This is a genomic window from Niallia sp. Marseille-Q9988, assembly GCF_976954375.1.
In genome coordinates this window covers 104693-125037 of the sequence record NZ_CDRJSZ010000006.1, presented here as the reverse complement: position 1 = coordinate 125037, position 20345 = coordinate 104693, and the positions used below count along the sequence as shown (strand labels likewise).

Sequence of the window (20345 nt, the reverse complement as noted above, 5' to 3'; positions counted from 1 at the left end):
ATACAATAGGCTATGTTCATTGCTAATGGACAGTTTCTCTATTAAAACAAAAGGATGACCTCTATTGTTTATGAGATCATCCTTTTTTAATTTTAACTATTATTTAAAGAATGGCCAAAATAAAAGCTTATTTTTCATCCTTAACACGTGTAATTTTTATATCCGTTAATAGCTCTTTAACAACATGACTCGCCATTATTAAACCAGCTACAGAAGGAACAAAAGCATTAGAAGAAGGCGGCATTTTCGCCTTTCGAATTGGCGCATTATCTTTTCCGACCACTTTACGAACATCTTCGCGAATGACTATTGGACTTTCATCAGAGAATACGACATTAATCCCTTTTCTAATTCCTTCTTTACGAAGTCTTGTTCGAATTACCTTTGCAATTGGATCTGTATGTGTTTTACTGATATCTGCAATTTGGAAACGAGTTGGATCCATTTTATTTGCAGCTCCCATACTTGAAATAATTGGGATATTTCTTTGTAAACATTCTTTCATTAAATGTATTTTATAAGAGATTGTATCGGAAGCATCCATTACAAAATCCAAGCCATATGCAAAAATTTCTTCATACGTTTCTTCTGTATAGAACATTTTCAACGCAATTACTTCACAGTCTGGGTTAATATCTGCGATACGTTCTTTCATAATATCTACTTTAGGACGACCAACAGTGGATAATAATGCAATTACCTGTCTGTTGACATTCGTAATATCTACATCATCTTTATCGATTAAGATTAATCTTCCTACGCCTGAACGAGCTAACGCTTCTGCAGCAAATGAACCTACGCCCCCGATTCCTAGAACAGCCACAGTGCTGTTTTTCATCGTCTCTAGCCCTTCTTTCCCAATTGCTAACTCATTTCTCGAAAATTGGTGTAACATTCGTTTTCAACTCCATTTAATTTTTCCTAAGCAATTATGTTTACATATTCCCTTATCAGGAACTTTCATTCAGAAAGAATAAATTATTACTTATGAAATATATCACTAGTGTTGCATAAATAGTGTCATAATTTTCAGTTTACTCACCTTCCCTGTTTAGAGGCAAAAAAGTAAATACCCAATCAAAGGTGGCCCCATCCATTTGGAAATTTATTTACAATTAGACTTTTGCAACGACGACAATTTGCATATTTAAGGGATGGCTTTTCCTTCAATCTTTCGAAGCCAAACATTCGCTGGTTTCCACAATGCAGCCCTTAGATAACGGCTAATCTGTAAGGTTTTTCGCTTGCTTCTGGTCTCGATTTGTACGAGAACATGTAGGCAAAAAACAATTAGTGCGATAAATACTTGATTTTGAATCGCCCATTCGCTTTGACCGTAGAACTTTTTGATGCTGAGATGTTGTTTGATCCATTTAAAAAACAGCTCAATTGCCCACCGTGATTTATACATTTCTGAAATTTCTTCGGCGCTTAAATCAAAACGATTTGTAATTAAATGAAGTTCATTTCCTTTTGAGTCAATTACTTTTAGAAGCCGAAAGTAATTTTCAGCACGGTTTTGAGTCGTACCTATCAACACCATTTGGTCTGATAAAACAGCTGTATCCTTGGGTAGCTTAAAATCGTAAACGTTCCGTATGACTGCATTTTTGCGTAGCCGTGAAAGAAAGAAGTAGCCATCATCAGTCATGCGATCAAAGCGCTCGTAGTCTAGATAACCACGGTCAAACACATACATGCATTCCTTGTCATCCACCATGATTTCAAGCTGACCACGGTCATGTTCTTTTGCCGTTGTCATAACGACCTTTTCAGGATAGGATATACCCTTTTCCATAAACACAAGGCGCAAATGTAACTTTACACCTGCTTTTGTTTTGCGGAATTTAGCCCATTTATGATTGGTCAAATTAAGTGGCAATGTGCTTGAATCAATGATTTTTAACGGCATCACGAGTTTCGTGTAATGCGTTTTGGCATGAATTTGTGACACTAAATCAAGGAAAAGCCTTTGAAATAGGTCAGGGTTTATGCCGTTTAACCGCCGTGACAACTGAGAAATACTAATAGAATCAAGGTCTATCCCTTTTTGAAGCTGGTTATCGAAAAGACAATCACCCAGCGCATGCAGACTTTCAATTTCTTGTAGCTGCGCAAAAAGTAGTAATTTTAGAAATGACTCTGTCGTTAATTTTTTCGTATAGTAATCTAATTTCATCGTTTTCACGTTTTCTTCAAATAATTGAAGATTTATAGGTGAAAACCATTGTCCAAATGAAGTTTTTCGTGTAATCTTGTCCATGTGTTGGTCCTTTTTTAGTGGATTTGGACGGGTTACCACCTGACTAATCCATTATAAAGGACTTTTTCTTTGCACAAAATAATAATATTGAACATTTTGAGTATTTTTAATAGTGAATTTAAATTAATGCAACACTAGTGGAAATATATCATAAATTTTTATCAGCTACCACTACCCTTTCCTTGTTTCCCGATAAGAATTAAATTTTATTACTCTCCTTTTATGATAGCTGTTAATAATGAGCGTTTTCTTAAAACAGGAATGGAACAAAATATATCATTCAGTCTGCGGTTAATTACCACAACCGTCTTTTTCAACATTCATAAAAAATCCCAAACAATTATATGAAGTATTATCTTCGCATAATTGTTTGGGTTTATATTTGGAATACTTTTGTCTCAGTATCTTTCTTCCGATTATTTATCTAGTTTTAACTGTAAATGTAAATCAGTTAATTGATTTTCACTTACTTCACTTGGAGCATTTGTCATAAGACAGCTCGCACTCGCTGTTTTAGGGAATGCAATTGTATCACGAAGATTGGTGCGACCAGATAACAACATAATTAAGCGATCTAATCCGATTGCAATTCCGCCATGTGGTGGTGTGCCATATTCAAAAGCTTCTAACAAGAAACCGAATTGTGTATACGCCTCTTCCTTCGTAAATCCTAATAAGCTAAACATTTTCTCTTGAATGTCTTTTTCAAATATACGCAAGGAGCCTCCCCCAAGCTCATAGCCATTCAGCACAATATCATATGCTTGTGCTTTCACCGCTTTAGGATTCGTCTCCAGCAATTCTAAATCAGTTCTTTGGGGCATTGTAAATGGATGATGTGCTGCATAAAAACGGCCTTCTTCTTCGTCATATTCAAATAATGGCCAATCTGTAACCCAAAGGAAGTTAAACTTGCTCTGATCAATTAAATCTAGCTCTTTCGCTAATTTTAAACGTAACGCTCCTAATGCATCGGCAACAACGTTCTTTTTATCAGCAACGAATAATAATAGGTCACCAGCTTCTATTGATAAAGCTTGCTCTAATCCTTTTTGCTCTGTTTCGGAAATAAACTTAGAGATAGGTCCTTTTAAGCCATCTTCTTCTACTTTTAACCAAGCAAGACCTTTTGCTCCATATACTTTTACAAACTCTGTTAATGCATCAATATCTTTACGAGAATACTTACTGCCAGCATTTTTTACATTAATTGCCTTTACTTGGCCACCTGTTTCAACTGCTGAAGCAAAAACCTTAAAGCTTGAGTCTTTTACAATTTCAGAAAGATCTACTAATTCCATTTCGAAACGAGTATCTGGTTTGTCTGATCCATATCTACTCATTGCTTCATCATATGGCATTCTTGGCATTGGTAAAGGAACGTCTATTCCTTTTACTTCTTTCATGATTTTTGCCATCATTTTTTCCATCATGCTCGTGATGTCCTCTTGACTCATAAAGCTTGTTTCGATATCAAGCTGTGTAAATTCCGGTTGTCGATCTGCACGAAGGTCTTCATCGCGGAAACAACGAGCGATTTGATAGTATCTCTCTACGCCACCAACCATTAATAATTGCTTGAAAATTTGCGGTGACTGAGGTAGTGCGTAAAATTCACCTGGATGCACACGGCTTGGTACCAAATAATCCCTTGCCCCTTCAGGCGTGCTTTTCGTTAAAATTGGTGTTTCGATATCTAGGAATCCTTCACTATCAAGATAGTCTCTCATCACTTTTGTTACTTGATGACGCATTTTTAATGTTTCAAACATAACAGGTCTTCTAACATCTAAATAACGATATTTTAAGCGTACATCTTCTGCAACATCTGTTTGATCAGAAATAACAAAAGGAGGAGTTTTCGCTTCATTTATGATTTTAATTTCATCTGCAATTATTTCGATTTTTCCTGTTTGAATGTTTTCATTAACTGTACCTTCTTGACGTGCAACTACTTTACCTTTTATATCAAGAACAAATTCATTTCTTACCTTATCAGCGATTTCGATTGCAGCTTTATTAATTTCTGGATTAAACACTACCTGTACAATACCAGTACGATCACGTAAATCAATAAATATTAGTCCGCCAAGGTCTCGTCTTTTTTGTACCCAACCCTTTAAAACAATACTTTCACCAATCGATTTTTCTGTTACTTCTCCACAAAAATATGTTCTTCCAAACATGAAGCATCCTCCCTATTGTCAACATTTGTATATTCCCTTTTTTATATTCCTACTGAGTCATTCATATGTTTTATTTTTAACTGTTTTCCATTCAAAACAGCCCTAAGATATGCTTAAAATGCTTCAAAATCCTTTAATGCATTTACAAGCTCCGTTAAATCTATTTCCTTTTGTTTTCCTGTTTCTAACTGCTTTAGGTTAATTTTGTTGTTTTGTAGTTCATTTTCTCCTAAAACAGCTACATATTTAGCATGGAGACGATCAGCAGCTTTAAATTGAGCTTTTACTTTCCTGTCAAGATAATCTCTTTCAGCAGAGAAGCCAGCTTGTCTAAGCTCATTTACTAATCCTACCGTATAATCCATTGCTTCTTCACCTAATGAAACTAAATAGCAATCCACTTTCTTTTCAATAGGTAATTTAATTTTTTCAGCTTCAAGAGCTGCAAGTAGTCTTTCTAAGCTCATTGCAAAGCCAATACCAGGAGCTTCTGGACCGCCTAGCTCTTGTGTTAAGCCATTGTATCTGCCGCCACCACATAACGTAGTAATCGCCCCGAATCCTTCTGCTTCACTCATTATTTCAAAAGCAGTATGGTTGTAATAGTCTAGACCTCTTACAAGGTTTGAATCTACTACAAAAGGAATATTTAAAGCTGCTAAATATTTTTGCACTTTTTCAAAATATGCCTTTGATTCTTCATTTAAATAATCTAATATCGAAGGAGCAGATTGCATTAACGGATGGGTATGATCTTTTTTGCAATCTAAGATTCTCATTGGGTTTTTTTCTAATCTTGTTTGACAATCATGACAGAATTCCTCAATGCTCGGTTTAAAGTGGGCCATTAATGCTTCACGATGAGCTTGTCTGCTTTCTTTATCACCTAAGCTGTTAACAACAACTTTTAGCTTCGATAACCCCATTGTTTGATAAACGGAAAAAGCAAGTGCTATAACTTCTGCGTCAATTGCAGGATCTTTACTTCCAATTGCCTCCACACCAAATTGAACAAATTGACGAAAGCGTCCAGCTTGTGGTCTTTCATAACGGAACATTTGTCCTAAATAAAAAAGCTTAATTGGCTGGGAAGCATATCCATGCATTTTATTCTCAACAAATGAACGAACAACCGCTGCTGTTCCTTCAGGTCTTAATGTTAGGCTTCTTTTTCCTCGATCCTCAAACGTATACATTTCCTTTGTAACAATATCTGTTGTGTCCCCAACGCTTCGTAAAAATAACTCTGTATGTTCAAATATAGGAGTACGGATTTCACTGTATTGATATCGATCACAAAGCTGTTTAATTTTTTCTTCAACATATTGCCACTTTTCTACAGTACCTGGCAAAATATCTTGGGTTCCTCTTGGAATATTAATATGCATTTTATGTATCCTCCCTGCTATTAAAAAGCGCCTATGTCTGCGCTGTATTCGTATAATTTCAAATAAAAAAATCTCGTCCCTTGCATCCATCTGAATACAAGGGACGAGATTTTTCCCGTGGTACCACCCTAATTGAAGATTTTCTTAAATCTTCCACTTTGCAGTTAACGCCTGCTCACGTTTCTACCTACTTTATGAAGCAAAATATTTTCAGAAGAAAGCCTCCCAGAGTGTTCTTTCTCTATGGCATCATGTAGAAATGCTTGCAGCCTAATGGACATTTCCTCTCTGTTCATGTGTTTCATAGATACTTTTCTCGATCAATGGCTTTACTAGATTATTTATTATTATCTCATTAATAATAAATAGGAACGATTATATTGTCAATAGGGTACAAACATGATTTTCCTACAGTTTATAATTTCCCTAATTGTTTCTTTAGTTTTTTTACTTCACCTAATGAAAGACCAAATTCAGATGCAAGTTCAACTGCATTAGAAGAATTTCCTTCTCTTTTTATGAAATCGTGAAAATCTACACCTAGTAATTTGGAATCAATTTCACTAACTGATAAACTTTTTTCGCCAAATCTCATGCATTTCACCCTTTTTTCTGTTATTTTTTTATAGTATTACCATGAGTAGCTAAAAAATATCATCAAAAATAAGTTTCTTGTCTAAATTTGATTAGAAAAAAGAAGAATATCTTAAAGGAATCTATATTCTAAATGAAGAATCCTATTTAAGTGCAAATTTATTCTAGTCATCATTAGACGATTTATGGAAGGAGTGCAGCTTGTTTGAAGAATATGAAATGGATGCTATTCCTTTTAGTCAGCATCTTCTTCATTCCTACACATCAACTTGTATCAGCAGAAAATCAATTAACCGTTCAAGCGAATACGGTGGTAAATGTTAGAGAAAATCCCGGGCTTGATCAAACCGTAATTGGAAAAATGGAGATAGGAAAAGCGTATCCCTTATTAAAAGAAGAAAAGGATTGGATAGAAATTCAATATACTTCTAGTTCTACTGGATGGGTTGCTGCTTATTTAGTAACAAAAAATGGTCAGAACACTGATAATGGAACAATAGAAACGGAACAGTCCACTTCTATTTCAACGAAAGCGACCATCACAGAAAATGGTCTCCGCTTACGAAAAGGACCTGGTACGAATTACCAAGTCATTACAACTTTAGGAAAAGGGATTGAGGTTACTGTTCTTTCCACTAGTGGAGATTGGTATCAAATCAAAACAAGTTTAGGATCTGGCTGGGTACATAATGATTATCTTCAATTTGGAAAGTCCGAAAGCCAATCAAGTACAATTGAGGAGACGGAAGATTCTAATCTGCAATCAGCGACTGTTATAGAGGATCAAGTTAATCTTCGCAGTAATCCATCTACAAACGCTGATATCATTGGCAAAATCAGTATAGACACTGTAATTACCATTATAGAAGAAGAAACGGAATGGGCAAAAATTCAATACTCTGGTAATATTGGCTGGGTACATAAAGACCTGTTAGAAAGTGGTGATATCGAAAGCAGAAAAGGACAAAAAACAGATAAAACGATTAAGCTTCTTTATGACAGAACAAATATTAGAAGTGATGCAACCGTAAATTCAAAGGTTTTACTTATTGCAGATAGCGGTGCAACCTTTCAAACCGTAGAAGTACTGGATGATTGGTATAAAATTAAGCTTTCAAACGGTGAATTCGGATATATTGCAGAATGGATTGTAGAAGACATCGCAACAGAAAGCGAAGATGCTAATGAAGGAAATTCTACTGATTTAAAAGGAAAGACCATTGTTTTAGACCCTGGTCATGGAGGAAAAGATAGCGGCACAATTGGGGTAATAGGTACATTAGAAAAGGATTTAAATCTTCGTACAGCTAAATTGCTTGCCAATAAACTAGAAGCTTCTGGCGCAAACGTAATCCTTACCAGAAAAGATGATATATTTATATCACTGCAAAGCAGGGTCGATATTAGTCATTTCTATCATGCCGATGCTTTTATCAGCCTTCATTATGATAGTATTAATGATAGCTCTGTTAATGGTGTCACTAGCTATTACTATACATCTAATCAGAAAAAACTTGCTACTAGCTTACATAAAAGTATTATTGATGCAACAAATCGAAAGGACAGAGGAGTTAGAAAAAATGAGTATGTTGTTCTAAAGCAAAATAGACAAGCAGCATCTCTATTAGAATTAGGCTATTTAAGTAATCCTGCTGAGGAACAAACTATGCTTTCTAGCAAATATCAAGAAACCATTTCTACGGCTATTTATCATGGTTTGGAGAATTATTTTAGTTATTAAGTTATGAAAAGGAAAAAACTTAACATAAGCAAAAAAGAACTTTCAAAGGATCAAATTCTTTGAAAGTTCTTTTTTATTTTCTTTTTTAGTAGTAGGATTATTTACTATCCAATATCAGTGTTACAGGTCCGTCATTGACTAGATGTACATCCATCATGGCACCAAATATGCCTGTTTCGACGGTTAGGCCGTGATTACGTAAAAGCATATTAAATTGGTCATATAGCTCTTTTGCCTGATCTGGTTTTGCTGCATTCATAAAATTGGGCCTTCTCCCTTTACGAGTATCTCCATAAAGGGTAAACTGAGAAATCGAAAGAATCGAGCCTTGTCTATCCAAAATACTTTCATTCATCTTCTCGTTTTCATCCTCAAATACGCGAAGATGGGCAATTTTATCTGCAAGATATTTCGCATCCTCTAGCACATCGCTATGTGTTATGCCAACTAGAAGAACAAAGCCTTTCTCTATAGATCCAACTACTTTTCCATCTACTTCTACCATTGCTTCTTTTGACCTTTGCAATACGACACGCATATCATTACTCCTTAGTTCATTATTCTTCGAACAGAATAGACATCTGGAATTTGTTTGATACGATCCACTACTTTATGAAGATGATTAACATTTAAAATCATTATGCTCATATTAATCGTAGCGACTTTGTTACGGTCAGATTTGCCAGATACTGCCGATATATTAGTTTTTGATTCATTTACTGCCTGTAGAACTTCGTTTAATAAACCTCTTCGATCATAGCCGCTTATTTCAATTTCGACATTATATTCTTTTCGATTATTTAAATTCGTTTCCCATTCAACTGGGATTAATCGAGCTTTTGCATCCTCTGTATCAATATTCGTACAATCCGCTCGATGGACTGAAACTCCTCGTCCTTTTGTAATGAATCCAACTATTTCATCACCAGGAACTGGGTTACAGCAGCGAGATAGACGGATTAATAAATTATCAATTCCAGTAACTCGAACACCTGAAGCGCTTTTTTTATTATTAGGGAATGACTTCAATTCCGCAACAGCATTTGTAATGGTAGATATTTGTTCTGCATCTCTCTTTTTACGCCATTTTTCTGTTAATCTATTTGCTACTTGGAGTGCAGTTATTCCATTATAGCCAACAGCTGCATACATATCATCTTCCGTCATAAAATTAAATTTCTCAATAACAATCTTTACATTTTCTGGTGTAAGAATTTCCTTAATATCAAACCCCATATTACGGATTTCTTTTTCAACTTGTTCCTTGCCTTTTTCAATATTCTCTTCGCGCCGTTGTTTTTTGAAAAATTGTCTAATTTTATTCTTTGCTTGGGAAGTCTGGGCTATTTTTAACCAATCCTGACTTGGTCCATAAGAATGTTTACTTGTATGAATTTCAATTATATCGCCTGTTTTCAACTTATAATCGAGGGTTACCATCTTTCCGTTCACTTTAGCACCAATGGTTTTATTCCCTATCTCTGAATGGATTCGGTATGCAAAGTCAATAGGTACAGAACCAGAAGGTAACTCAAATACATCTCCTTTTGGTGTAAAGACAAATACCATATCAGAAAATAAATCAATTTTCAGACTTTCCATAAACTCTTCTGCATTGACGATATCATCTTGGAATTCTAGTATTTCTCTAAACCAAGTTAATTTTTCTTCAAGAGAAGATCCTTCATTTACCGACTTTCCTTCTTTATATGCCCAATGTGCAGCAATCCCATATTCTGCAATTCGATGCATATCTTGTGTACGAATTTGTACTTCTAATGGGTCACCTTTTGGGCCGATTACAGTTGTGTGTAAGGACTGGTACATATTAGCCTTAGGCATTGCAATATAGTCTTTAAAACGACCTGGCATTGGCTTCCATCTTGTATGAATAATGCCTAAAATCGCATAGCAGTCTTTAATACTGTTGACAACAATTCGAACTGCTAATAAATCATAAATTTCATTAAATTGTTTATTCTGAATAACCATTTTGCGATAAATGCTATATATATGCTTTGGTCTACCTGAAATATCAGCCAGAATATTTACTTCCTTCGTTCCTTCACGAATTTCAGTGATTACCTCATCTAAGTATTGTTCTCTTTCCGCTCTTTTTTTCTTCATCAAGTTTACAATACGATAATATTGCTGTGGATTCATATAACGTAATGCTGTATCCTCTAGTTCCCATTTAATAGTAGAAATTCCTAGACGATGTGCAAGTGGGGCAAAAATTTCCAATGTTTCATTTGAGATTCGGCGCTGTTTTTCAGCCGGTAAATGCTTCAGTGTTCTCATATTATGAAGTCTATCTGCAAGTTTAATTAAGATGACACGAATATCTTGCGCCATAGCTACGAACATTTTACGATGATTTTCTGCTTGCTGTTCTTCATGAGATTTATATTTAATTTTCCCGAGTTTCGTTACACCGTCAACGAGCATGGCCACTTCACTGTTAAATGCTTTAGTTATATCTTCTAAAGTAATTTCAGTATCTTCAACAACGTCATGGAGAAAACCTGCTGCAACTGTTGCTGGATCCATTTCTAAATCAGCCAAAATGCCTGCTACTTGAATTGGATGAATGATATATGGTTCCCCAGATTTTCTATATTGTTCACGATGAGCATCTCTTGCATATTCATAAGCCTTTTCAATAAAAGCAACGTGCTCCTCGTTTAAATATCCTCTAGTCTTATCGATGACTTGTTCGGCGGTTAATACTTGATCATTCGCCATGTAATCACCTTTCATATCACAATTATATTATTATATTTAAACATTCTTTCTATTTCACTATTTTTAAGCTAAGCACATTAAAAAGAATAAAATTTATTTTAGAATGATTATTACTATTATCGAAAAAAAAAGGAAGATTGTAAAGGGATTGGAAGTAAATTTTATACAGAAACATAGAAAAATGTCGAATGAAGGCGATTTCTATAAAAAACTAGTGAATTTTCTTCCTTTTTTCCGTTTTAAATTAATTTCTTTTTATAATATATTTGTTGCAATAAGTGCACCGTCTAAAATTCATGTTTGATTGCTTTGGTCTAGCTCAAGCCTAACTTAGCTTCTGGGAAGCCAAACCCTTATCTTACTCCCAATAATATGTCTACATATAGTCGGCTGGTCCCTTATGCTTAAAAATATCTACAAGAAAAAACTTAGGAAACTGCCTTAGTTTATGAAAAAGAGCGCTCTTAATTAGCGCTCCCTCAAAATATTTAAGCTAAAACAATCCTTCTATGGATTAATATTCCATTAATGTTAAAACATCGTATCCATCTAAATTTTTACGTCCTTCAAGATAAGATAATTCAATTAAAAATGCAATACCAGCTACAATGCCACCTAGCTCTTCTACTAATTTAATTGTTGCTTCAATTGTTCCACCCGTTGCTAATAAATCGTCTGTAATTAGGACACGCTGACCTGGTTTAATAGCATCCTTATGGATTGTTAATACGTCTTTACCGTACTCTAATCCATATTCTACTTTAATTGTTTCTCTTGGCAATTTTCCTTCTTTTCGCACTGGAGCAAAACCCACTCCAAGGGAATATGCAACTGGACAGCCAATGATAAACCCTCTAGCTTCTGGTCCTACAACTATATCAATTTCTTTTTCTTTCGCATACGCTACAATTTGATCTGTTGCATATCTATATGCTTCGCCATTATCCATTAATGTTGTAATATCCTTGAATCTGATCCCTTCTTTTGGCCAATCTTCAACGATCGTAACAAATTGTTTTAAATCCATTCTTTTACTTCCTCCTCATTATTAACGGATTTTATTAGAATAAGATCAAACCAATTTTTTAGTTGCTCATAAGATGAATAAATTAATTCATTTTCTAGCTCAAATTGCGCTTGCTTTTGTTGAAATGAGATCGACTCTGATAAATCTCTTTTCGGTACATTCTTATTCAATGAAATAAATCCATCCTTCATTGTAACAAAATTTAGTTCAAAAAACACCTTTGACATAAAATCTACCGTTTCTTTGCTCCAACCTTTCCTTCTAGCAAGCTCGCCACCAAATTTATCAAGGTGAAACATTCCCTGTTTTGCCAAAAATGCATAGAACCATTTGAAATGGTCACGAGTTGGCATTGTACTAAAAAAATCACTTTGTTGTTTATAAAAAACGGCATAGATTCTTTCAGGTTGATTGTTAGCAAGCAATGTTTTTAACATATCCAAATTTGGAGGATAATCTGCAAGGACGATAGACTTATCCATCGAAACAAGTAAGGCAGCATCCTCTATCGTTTCAATTACCTGGTAGGAGACTCGCAGTTCCATCCCTTTTGGAACAGAATCTTGATGGAAAAAGATCCAGAGAGCATCCATAGGAACTGTTTCATATAAATGATCCATTTTCCTTAAACTTCTATAGTCAAACAACTGCCAATGAGAAACCTCCATATCTTGTATAAAGATTTGTGGTTTTTTACGATTATTCCATTCATTTATTGAAAGCTCACCAAGAACAGATACCTTCGCACTTGGTGAAATATGATCACATAGCTCTCCAATTCCAAATCCTATTCCATCTAAATCAAATTCGTCTTGCTTTAAGATAATCTTTAAATGGTTTTGATTGGAGCCTATTTTCCTCATATTCTCTATTTCTAGGTCATGAAAAGTCATTTTCGGCTTGGGATTATCTACTCCAAACGGAGCAAGCATTTGCATATCTTCGATTGATTTGATGGAAATCTCTTTTAGAGAAAAGCTTCCATCCACCTTTGTTAGTGGAACGAGATTGTCTTTCGTTAGTTGTTCAAAGGCTAATTTATTTAAGTTACTTCTAAGCACTTCTACATCATCTATTTTTAATGACATTCCTGCTGCCATAGGATGTCCACCAAAATGAGGAAGAATATCTCTGCATGTGGATAAATTATGATACAAATCAAAGCCTTCTATACTCCTAGCAGAACCTTTAGCAATTCCCTTTTCATAATCAAAGCTTAATACAATCGTTGGACGGTAAAATTTCTCCACTAATCTGGAAGCAACGATTCCGACCACACCAGGATTCCAGCCATCTTTTCCAACAATAAGAACATTATTTTCTGTTAAAGGATAATATTGTTCAACTTGAGCGATAGCTTCCTCTGTTATTTGATTAACAATTGCTTGTCTCTCTTTATTTGTTTCTTCCATTTCTAGTGCAAGTTCTTTGGCTAAGTCGGGATCTTCTGTTAGCAATAGCTCTACAGCAGGATCTGCACTACCAAGTCTACCAATTGCATTTATTCGTGGCGCTAGCATAAACCCGATTGTTTCTTCATTAATGGAATTTTTCTCCACATTCATTTGACGATATAAAGCATTTAAGCCAATATTATCTGTTTCTTGTAAGGCTTTTATCCCTTTTTTGGCAAGGAGACGATTCTCACCAGTCAAAGAAACAAGATCGGCAATTGTTCCTATTGCAGCAAATGGCAATAAAGGAAGGGGAGCATGGCCAAGTAGTGCATGGGATAACTTGAAGGAAACACCAACCCCTGCTAAATCACGAAAAGGATACTTGCTACCCTCTATTTTCGGATGTATGATTGCAATAGCCTCTGGCAAAATCGGACCTGGCTCATGGTGATCTGTAATGATTAGATCTATCTCTAATTCTTTTGCCACTTCTGCTTCATGAACAGCAGCAATACCTGTATCAACCGTGATAATTAATTGCACTCCAATGCTTTTTGCATAACGAAAAGCACCTTCGTTTGGTCCATAGCCTTCTGTAAATCGGTTTGGAATATAAAATTCTACATTAGCACCAAGACTCTCTAATGTTTTCATCATGACTGTTGTACTGGTTACCCCATATAGTGATAGGTAAGGTTTCGTATTCACTCCACCTTTTCCCCCACTTCACACCGTACGTGCGGCTTTCACCGCATACGGCGTTCCATCGAAAGGTTTCAAAACTTTGGTAATCTACATAATTTAACAGAATTCACATTTTATCTTACTATGGTTTAACTAGTCCAATTTTAGTTCTTCAAGTTCAAGCTTCTTCCTAAAAGTATTTAATTTATTTAGACTTTGTTTGTTTTTAATAAGGTGTTTATATTGTGAGATTACTTCATCACTAGTGGCGTGGATTAGGATATGAATATCTTTATCCACTAAGCATAGATTCTTATATCCATCGGTACCGCCTCTGTGTCTAGGTGTTATATGATGGCAATGTATTGAGATTGGGCTTAATTCTTCGCCTGTGACTCTGCATTTCCCTAATTGAGCACTGTATAGTGCTATGCGATTGTCGTTGTACTCTACGCTTCGATTCATAACCGGTCTTTCCATAATGTATCTTAGTATTGTCACATTTACCTGTGTCAGATTTTTATAAATTTCAGCTCGACCTTCTTTGGTATATGCATTAATTACATTGCGTTTCATCATTGGATTCTTGTGCTTAATATATCCAATAGGCAGTAGTGGTTCTCTTGATATAAATCGAATCTGTTTACTTCTTCCGTATTCTCTCTTGATGAACTCTGATGTAATAGTACCAGTTTTCTTGATTCGCCTTTGCATTCTATGGTCTTTCATGCAAGCATTAATTTCGTATGCTATGTTTCCCATATCTTCAGCTATCATTGTTGCAATACGGAAGTATTGATGAAGTCCAATTACGGTTGAGTTATATAAGGCTACTTTTCGTTGTTGATCATTTGAGCCCTTATCATATCTAATTCCATCTATGATTGTTTTAAGATTGTCTTTTGTTCTCTGCACTGCTTTATCGCACATATGACTTTTAACAATCCATCTGTTACCTTTTGGAATTAGCTTCATTTTGATTCCTAGAAATTCTGAATACTCCTTTTTCAAATTTACTATTTTGGATTTTTCAGTGCTAGTTTCTAAGCCAAGTCTATCTTTAAGCCATTTTTGGATTGCGATGAATAGCTTACGGGCGTGCTGTGGATTACTACAGAATACCTTGAAATCATCTGCATATCTAACGATGTAACATTCTTTTAGCTTCGATTTCTTTCTGAGTATCTGATACTTATATCCATTATGTGGGTGCCTTTTTGTTCCCTTTCCCGTATATACCGTATAATCCTTTGAAGTCGGAAATCTTTCCCACTGACTTTCAATCCATTTATCTAATTCATTCAGAACTATATTGGATAACAAAGGAGAAAGAATTCCTCCTTGTGGTGTACCTTTTTCATTCTCAATGATTTGTCCATTTGGTAGCTTGATTTTAGCTTTTAGCATTTTAGAAATCACTGATAGTAAATTTTTGTCCCTTATACCTAATGCCCACATTTGTTTAAGTAGTTTTCCATGTGAGACATTATCGAAGAACCCCTTAATGTCTATATCAATTACATAAGACATTTTAGAATTTTGCATCAGCCTATAGCTTTGTGCTATTACATTTTCAACTGACCGGTTTGGTCTGAACCCGTGACTTCTGCTTGAAAATTTGGCTTCTACGATTGGCTCAAGAACTTGAAGTATACATTGTTGTACTATTCTATCCCAAATTGCAGGTATCCCTAGGGGTCTAGTTTTACCATTAGGTTTCGGAATCTCAACTCTTCTTACCGCTTTTGGTTTGTAATCCCTCAATTTATTCTTCACAAAGTCTGTAAATTGTCTCTCGGTTAGCTTGGCTACGTGTTCAATGGTTCTGCCATCAACACCTGCAGTTTTGCTTCCTGTATTTCTTTTGATATTCCGATATGCAAGTTTGATGTTCTCATCAGTTGATATAATTTCCATAAGATGATAAAAGTTATGATTGCTTAAGCTTCTTTGATAGAGTTCATCAAATGTATCCTGCATACTGTAATATTCTGCGTTTCTTAACTTGGACTTTTTAACATGTTTTACGATTTGTGAATTTGCCACAGACATCAACCCCTTTACAGGTGAAAGATTCTTTTAGTCATACTCGAATCTGTGTCTATTATGCATTTATAAGTCTTTGAAACCTCCGACTAGAGCCTATCCCTCCACCACTTATTATCATGGCTTCAAAGGTACTATGGCTCCACTCTCACGAAGATAAATCAGTTTTAGTGGGTGTAAAACCCTTTATATACTGAAATGCTTCATAGGTAGGTTAATACCTCCACATTCTTCGCTTTCCACGTTCCGATTTCTTTATCCTTGCATATATCCTTAGGTTTCTCCTATAGTCCTGTATGCTGGAACTTGCCTGTAACAAGCTATGGGCTTTCATAACGCCAGATTCTTACTTACCCACACATACGATGGCACTGCCACCTGTTGCATTTCTACAACATCTACGTCTAGACCCGTACATTCGGAGATTCGTCAGTGCTTATGCAGCACATTCTAACCATAGATACTTTATGGACTCCCGGCATATAGGATACACCATCCACCGCTGGACAGCTTTCGTATGCTGTATGTAGGCTGGAACTCTCTACATACAATAGCTTTACGGTATCTCTCTGCCGACTTCACCGAGCTTCATACCTTTCCATTTAACCTTAGAGAAGGCATGTCGGAGTATCAGAGTAGGCGTTTCAAGGCGTTACCCTATCATTCCACCTGTCAAGAAATCAGTTCTACTAGGGACATTAGCGACTCCCTAGTGTCTAAGCTTTTCACTTAGAAACGTGTCGCACCCGCGTCATAATCACCAAAGATTAAAATTGATTCCTTATTAGCGATTGCTTTTCGTATTCTTTCCACCGCTATGTCCATTCCTAATAACAAAAACGGGTCATGAAATTCATTATTATCATCATATAAAAATGCTTTTGCCTCTTGTGTTGTATGATATCCTCTTTTTAATAATAGAGAGGCAACAATTGGGGATATTTTTAATTCTTCTGCTAATACAGATGCTTTTTCTTTATTTGGGATTTCTTCTTGTATCCATCTTTTTTTAGAACGTAACATTCAATCACCTCAATCTAACTATTATACAAGTTAAAAGAAGTGGTTTCAATCTAAGATCAATGGAAAAAGCCTTACGCTATTTTTACAAAAAATTCACCTTTTGCAAAGATTTATGAATAGGGGGTAATATTTGTTTATCCTATAAAAAGATGCCTATACAGAAAAAAATGATAGTAATAAACAAAGCATCTTCTCTGCAAGGCATCTAGTTTTTATTTTGAATCTATGGGAGCATCAAAATTTTTATTTTTACTATTGTTTTTTTCTTCCCGTTCTCTTTTTTCTTTCTCTAATTGTTTAACCCGTCTTTGCAATGAATAAATACGAATCATACCAGCTGATCCAATAATTAGACCGCCAAGAAGAACAGAAATTAAAATAACTAAAATAAGCGGCCATTGCCCTACCCCAAATAAATAATTAACAGATACTGAATCTACATTAATAACTGCGAATACTGCAACGATTAATGCAAAGATAATTCCAAACAACATATTCCATTGAATTTTCACTTTCTTCCCCCCTTTTTCATACTTTCTATCCTTATTATTTCCTAATTTCCTATTTCTCACTAAATTAAACGAAAAAGCCTGCCTCCAATTAATTTAGGGGACAGGCATATTAAAATTATTACACTTGTGGCTCATCAGAAATTGGGCGTTTTTCCTTATACGTAACTAAGACACCTTTTCTCTTCAATTCCTTCTTCTTCCACACATACCATAGCTGTGATGCAATAAAGATAGAAGAATATGCACCACCAATTAAACCAATTAATAACGCTAGTGAGAAGTTTGTTATTGCATTGCTACCAAATAGTAATAGAGCAACTACACAAATGACAACTGTTACTACAGTATTAATCGAACGTGCTAGCGTTTGTCTAATACTAACATTAATAATATCTTTGATTTCTTGTGGTGTTTTAATGCGCTTCTTCTTCGTTAGGTTTTCCCTAATACGGTCAAATGTTACAATCGTATCATTTATCGAATAACCAACAATCGTAAGCACTGCTGCAATAAAGGTTATGTCTACTTCCAATCGTGTGAGACTAAAAATTACGATAATAAAGAACGCGTCATGAAGTAACGCTAACACGGCTGCAAGTCCCATAAATATTTCAAAGCGAATCGCTACATAAATAATAATCCCAATGGATGAGAAAATAATCGCATAAATCGCATTTTTAGCAAGTTCTTTCCCAACTGTTGGAGAAACACTGCTTACATTTGGATCATGGCCATAAGTATTTTTAAACTCTGCTTTAATTGTATTAATTTCATCTTGGCTTAAATCACCTTTAATACGAATAGCTGCTACCTCTTGTTTATCACCTGAAATAATAATATCATCTGCTTTTACATTCAGCGTGTCCAATTGATCCTCAATTTCAGCAGTTGTTAATGCTTTGTCTGCCATGACTTCTATACGTGATCCACTTGCAAAATCAATTCCAAGATTAAGCTTGAATATAAACATAATGACAAGCCCTGCAACAATTAAAACACTTGAAATAGTAAAGAATACATTTTTGTATTTTACAAAATCAAGACGATCGAATTTTGTTGGCAATGTTAAAATATCATAATTTTCACTTATATGTTTGACATCTTTTTTCTTTACGCCAAACCAGGTAATCTTTTTATCAAAAACCTTACTCTTAACAAGTAAACCAAGCAATAAACGCGAACCGTAGACTGCAGAAACAAAGCTCATTAAAATACTGACAATTAACAATGTCGCAAACCCTTTAACAGAGCTTGTCCCATAAACAAATAGAATGATAGCTGCAAGCATAGTTGTTAAATTGGCATCAACTACGGTTGAAGTTGAATTTTTATTTCCAGCCTGAACAGCAGCTCTTAGTGACTTTCCTACTCTTAATTCATCCTTAATTCTTTCATAAGTAATGATGTTTGCATCTACTGCCATACCAACCCCGAGAATAAGTGCTGCAATACCTGGAAGTGTTAGTACACCATTCATTAAATCAAGGACGAGCAGATTTAAATAGACATAAATAGATAGTGTAATAACAGCCACTAATCCTGGTAGACGATAGTATAAAAGCATAAATAAAAATACGATTCCTACACCAATAATACCTGCTTTTACTGTATCTTTTAATGCCTGATCTCCAAACTGAGCGCCAACACTAGTGGAATATTCCTCAGTCAATTTTACTGGTAAAGCTCCTGCATTTAATAATTCCGCTAATCGAGTAGCCTCATCCACTGTAAAATTACCAGTGATAGAAACCGTATCGGAATTAATGACTTCACTTACCATTGGTGCTGATAAATATTTAGGCTCTTCCTTTGCTGCCTCTTCACTATAAGAATCTCCATCTTCAAAATCTAACCAGATTACCAATGGACTACCTAAAACAGATTCAGTTACTTCTTTAAACTTATTTGCATCTTTAAGCTTTAAAGAAACACTAGGTTTGCCATACTGATCAAATTCTTGGGCAGCTCCACCTTGCACTAGATCAGAGCCATCCAGTAATTTCTTATCTTGAATATCTCTAAATGTTAAATTTGCTTCTGTTGAAAGCATTTCTCTAGCTTCATTTTGATCTGTAATTCCTGCTAGCTGTACTCTTATTCGGTCATTGCCTTCAATTTGGATAACTGGTTCACTAACTCCTAAAACGTTAATCCTTTTATCCAAAGCTTGGGCCGTGCTTTTTAATGCCGATTCATCAATTTTCCCTTTTCCCTTTTCCAGTGGCTCTACTTTATATAGCACTTCAAAGCCACCTTGCAGGTCTAATCCTAGCTTAATCTCACCTAAAATCTTATTGGTTGTTCCTCCCATTAATCCTGCCGCCAAAACAATGATTAATAAAAAAGCAACAATTCTACTGCGTTTAACCATTATGTATTAATCCTCCTCATGTAATACAAAGCAGAAACTTCCCCACTTATGGCCATACTTTACCGTTGGTTGGCCAAACTAAATGATGTCATCTTTTTAATATGAACCTTTCAATCGGCTGTTATTCTATTTTCTAGATGTCTCACTTCTTTCAAGTAACTTAATAATAGCAAGTACTTCAAATTATTTAGAATAAACTCATTATGGAACAGTTTATCATGACTGTCAATTTGTATAAGAAAAATATACTAGTAAAATTATTCTACCTGTCACATAAATTTAACGCCTTTTTGTTCATCCCTATTCTTTCCTTTCTAAATCCTTTAAAAATAGCTCCAAAAGAAGTTAAGAGGAAGCTTTTTTGATTA

General features: G+C 35.1%; 14 protein-coding genes and 1 other annotated feature. Of the genes, 1 reads left to right on the top strand and 13 read right to left on the bottom strand.

What is annotated here, in order from left to right; translation table 11 throughout:
* Positions 1-127 precede the first annotated feature (127 nt).
* The 5 genes from ACWNMZ_RS12470 to ACWNMZ_RS12450 all read right to left on the bottom strand — a co-directional run bounded on the left by ACWNMZ_RS12470 (position 128) and on the right by ACWNMZ_RS12450 (position 6432).
* Entirely contained in the window at positions 128-895 is a 768-nt protein-coding gene (locus tag ACWNMZ_RS12470) for a ThiF family adenylyltransferase (protein WP_441130432.1), read from the bottom strand.
* Between the two features lie 252 nt (positions 896-1147).
* Positions 1148-2263, bottom strand: a complete 1116-nt coding sequence (locus ACWNMZ_RS12465) for an IS4 family transposase (protein WP_235252778.1) — start codon at positions 2261-2263, stop codon at positions 1148-1150.
* Positions 2264-2679: 416 nt separating this feature from the next.
* Entirely contained in the window at positions 2680-4449 is a 1770-nt protein-coding gene (gene aspS / locus ACWNMZ_RS12460; protein WP_449598647.1) for an aspartate--tRNA ligase, read from the bottom strand.
* A gap of 113 nt (positions 4450-4562) precedes the next feature.
* Positions 4563-5837, bottom strand: a complete 1275-nt coding sequence (gene hisS / locus ACWNMZ_RS12455) for a histidine--tRNA ligase (protein ID WP_031540606.1) — start codon at positions 5835-5837, stop codon at positions 4563-4565.
* Positions 5838-5933: 96 nt separating this feature from the next.
* Positions 5934-6170 (bottom strand) — a binding site (T-box leader).
* Positions 6171-6252: 82 nt separating this feature from the next.
* Positions 6253-6432, bottom strand: coding sequence for a hypothetical protein (locus ACWNMZ_RS12450; protein WP_031540607.1), 180 nt, complete (start codon positions 6430-6432; stop codon positions 6253-6255).
* Between the two features lie 213 nt (positions 6433-6645).
* On the opposite strand from ACWNMZ_RS12450, the gene ACWNMZ_RS12445 reads away from it, so the two are divergent.
* Positions 6646-8172 (top strand): N-acetylmuramoyl-L-alanine amidase, encoded by a 1527-nt coding sequence (locus ACWNMZ_RS12445; RefSeq protein ID WP_349204618.1) that lies wholly within the window; start codon positions 6646-6648, stop codon positions 8170-8172.
* Positions 8173-8269: 97 nt separating this feature from the next.
* Here the strand turns inward: ACWNMZ_RS12445 and dtd are convergent, their stop codons facing one another.
* The 8 genes from dtd to secDF form a co-directional block, all read right to left on the bottom strand.
* On the bottom strand, positions 8270-8710 hold the full coding sequence (gene dtd / locus ACWNMZ_RS12440; RefSeq protein ID WP_031540609.1) for a D-aminoacyl-tRNA deacylase: 441 nt from the start codon (positions 8708-8710) through the stop codon (positions 8270-8272).
* Positions 8711-8721: 11 nt separating this feature from the next.
* Positions 8722-10917 carry a RelA/SpoT family protein gene (locus ACWNMZ_RS12435; RefSeq protein ID WP_449598646.1) on the bottom strand — a complete coding sequence of 732 codons (2196 nt, stop codon included), beginning with the start codon at positions 10915-10917 and terminating at the stop codon, positions 8722-8724.
* Positions 10918-11431: 514 nt separating this feature from the next.
* A complete protein-coding gene (locus tag ACWNMZ_RS12430) occupies positions 11432-11944 on the bottom strand; it encodes an adenine phosphoribosyltransferase (RefSeq protein WP_031540612.1) in 513 nt (170 codons plus the stop codon).
* Entirely contained in the window at positions 11935-14049 is a 2115-nt protein-coding gene (gene recJ, locus ACWNMZ_RS12425) for a single-stranded-DNA-specific exonuclease RecJ (protein ID WP_449598645.1), read from the bottom strand. Before recJ ends, ACWNMZ_RS12430 begins: the two co-directional genes overlap by 10 nt.
* 129 nt (positions 14050-14178) lie before the next feature.
* Positions 14179-16071, bottom strand: coding sequence for a group II intron reverse transcriptase/maturase (gene ltrA / locus ACWNMZ_RS12420; protein ID WP_449598644.1), 1893 nt, complete (start codon positions 16069-16071; stop codon positions 14179-14181).
* A gap of 729 nt (positions 16072-16800) precedes the next feature.
* On the bottom strand, positions 16801-17094 hold the full coding sequence (locus tag ACWNMZ_RS12415; protein ID WP_449598643.1) for a hypothetical protein: 294 nt from the start codon (positions 17092-17094) through the stop codon (positions 16801-16803).
* Positions 17095-17306: 212 nt separating this feature from the next.
* Entirely contained in the window at positions 17307-17606 is a 300-nt protein-coding gene (locus ACWNMZ_RS12410) for a LapA family protein (RefSeq protein ID WP_031540617.1), read from the bottom strand.
* A 118-nt stretch (positions 17607-17724) separates the two neighbouring features.
* Positions 17725-19977, bottom strand: a complete 2253-nt coding sequence (gene secDF / locus ACWNMZ_RS12405; protein ID WP_449598642.1) for a protein translocase subunit SecDF — start codon at positions 19975-19977, stop codon at positions 17725-17727.
* Between the last annotated feature and the right edge of the window lie 368 nt (positions 19978-20345).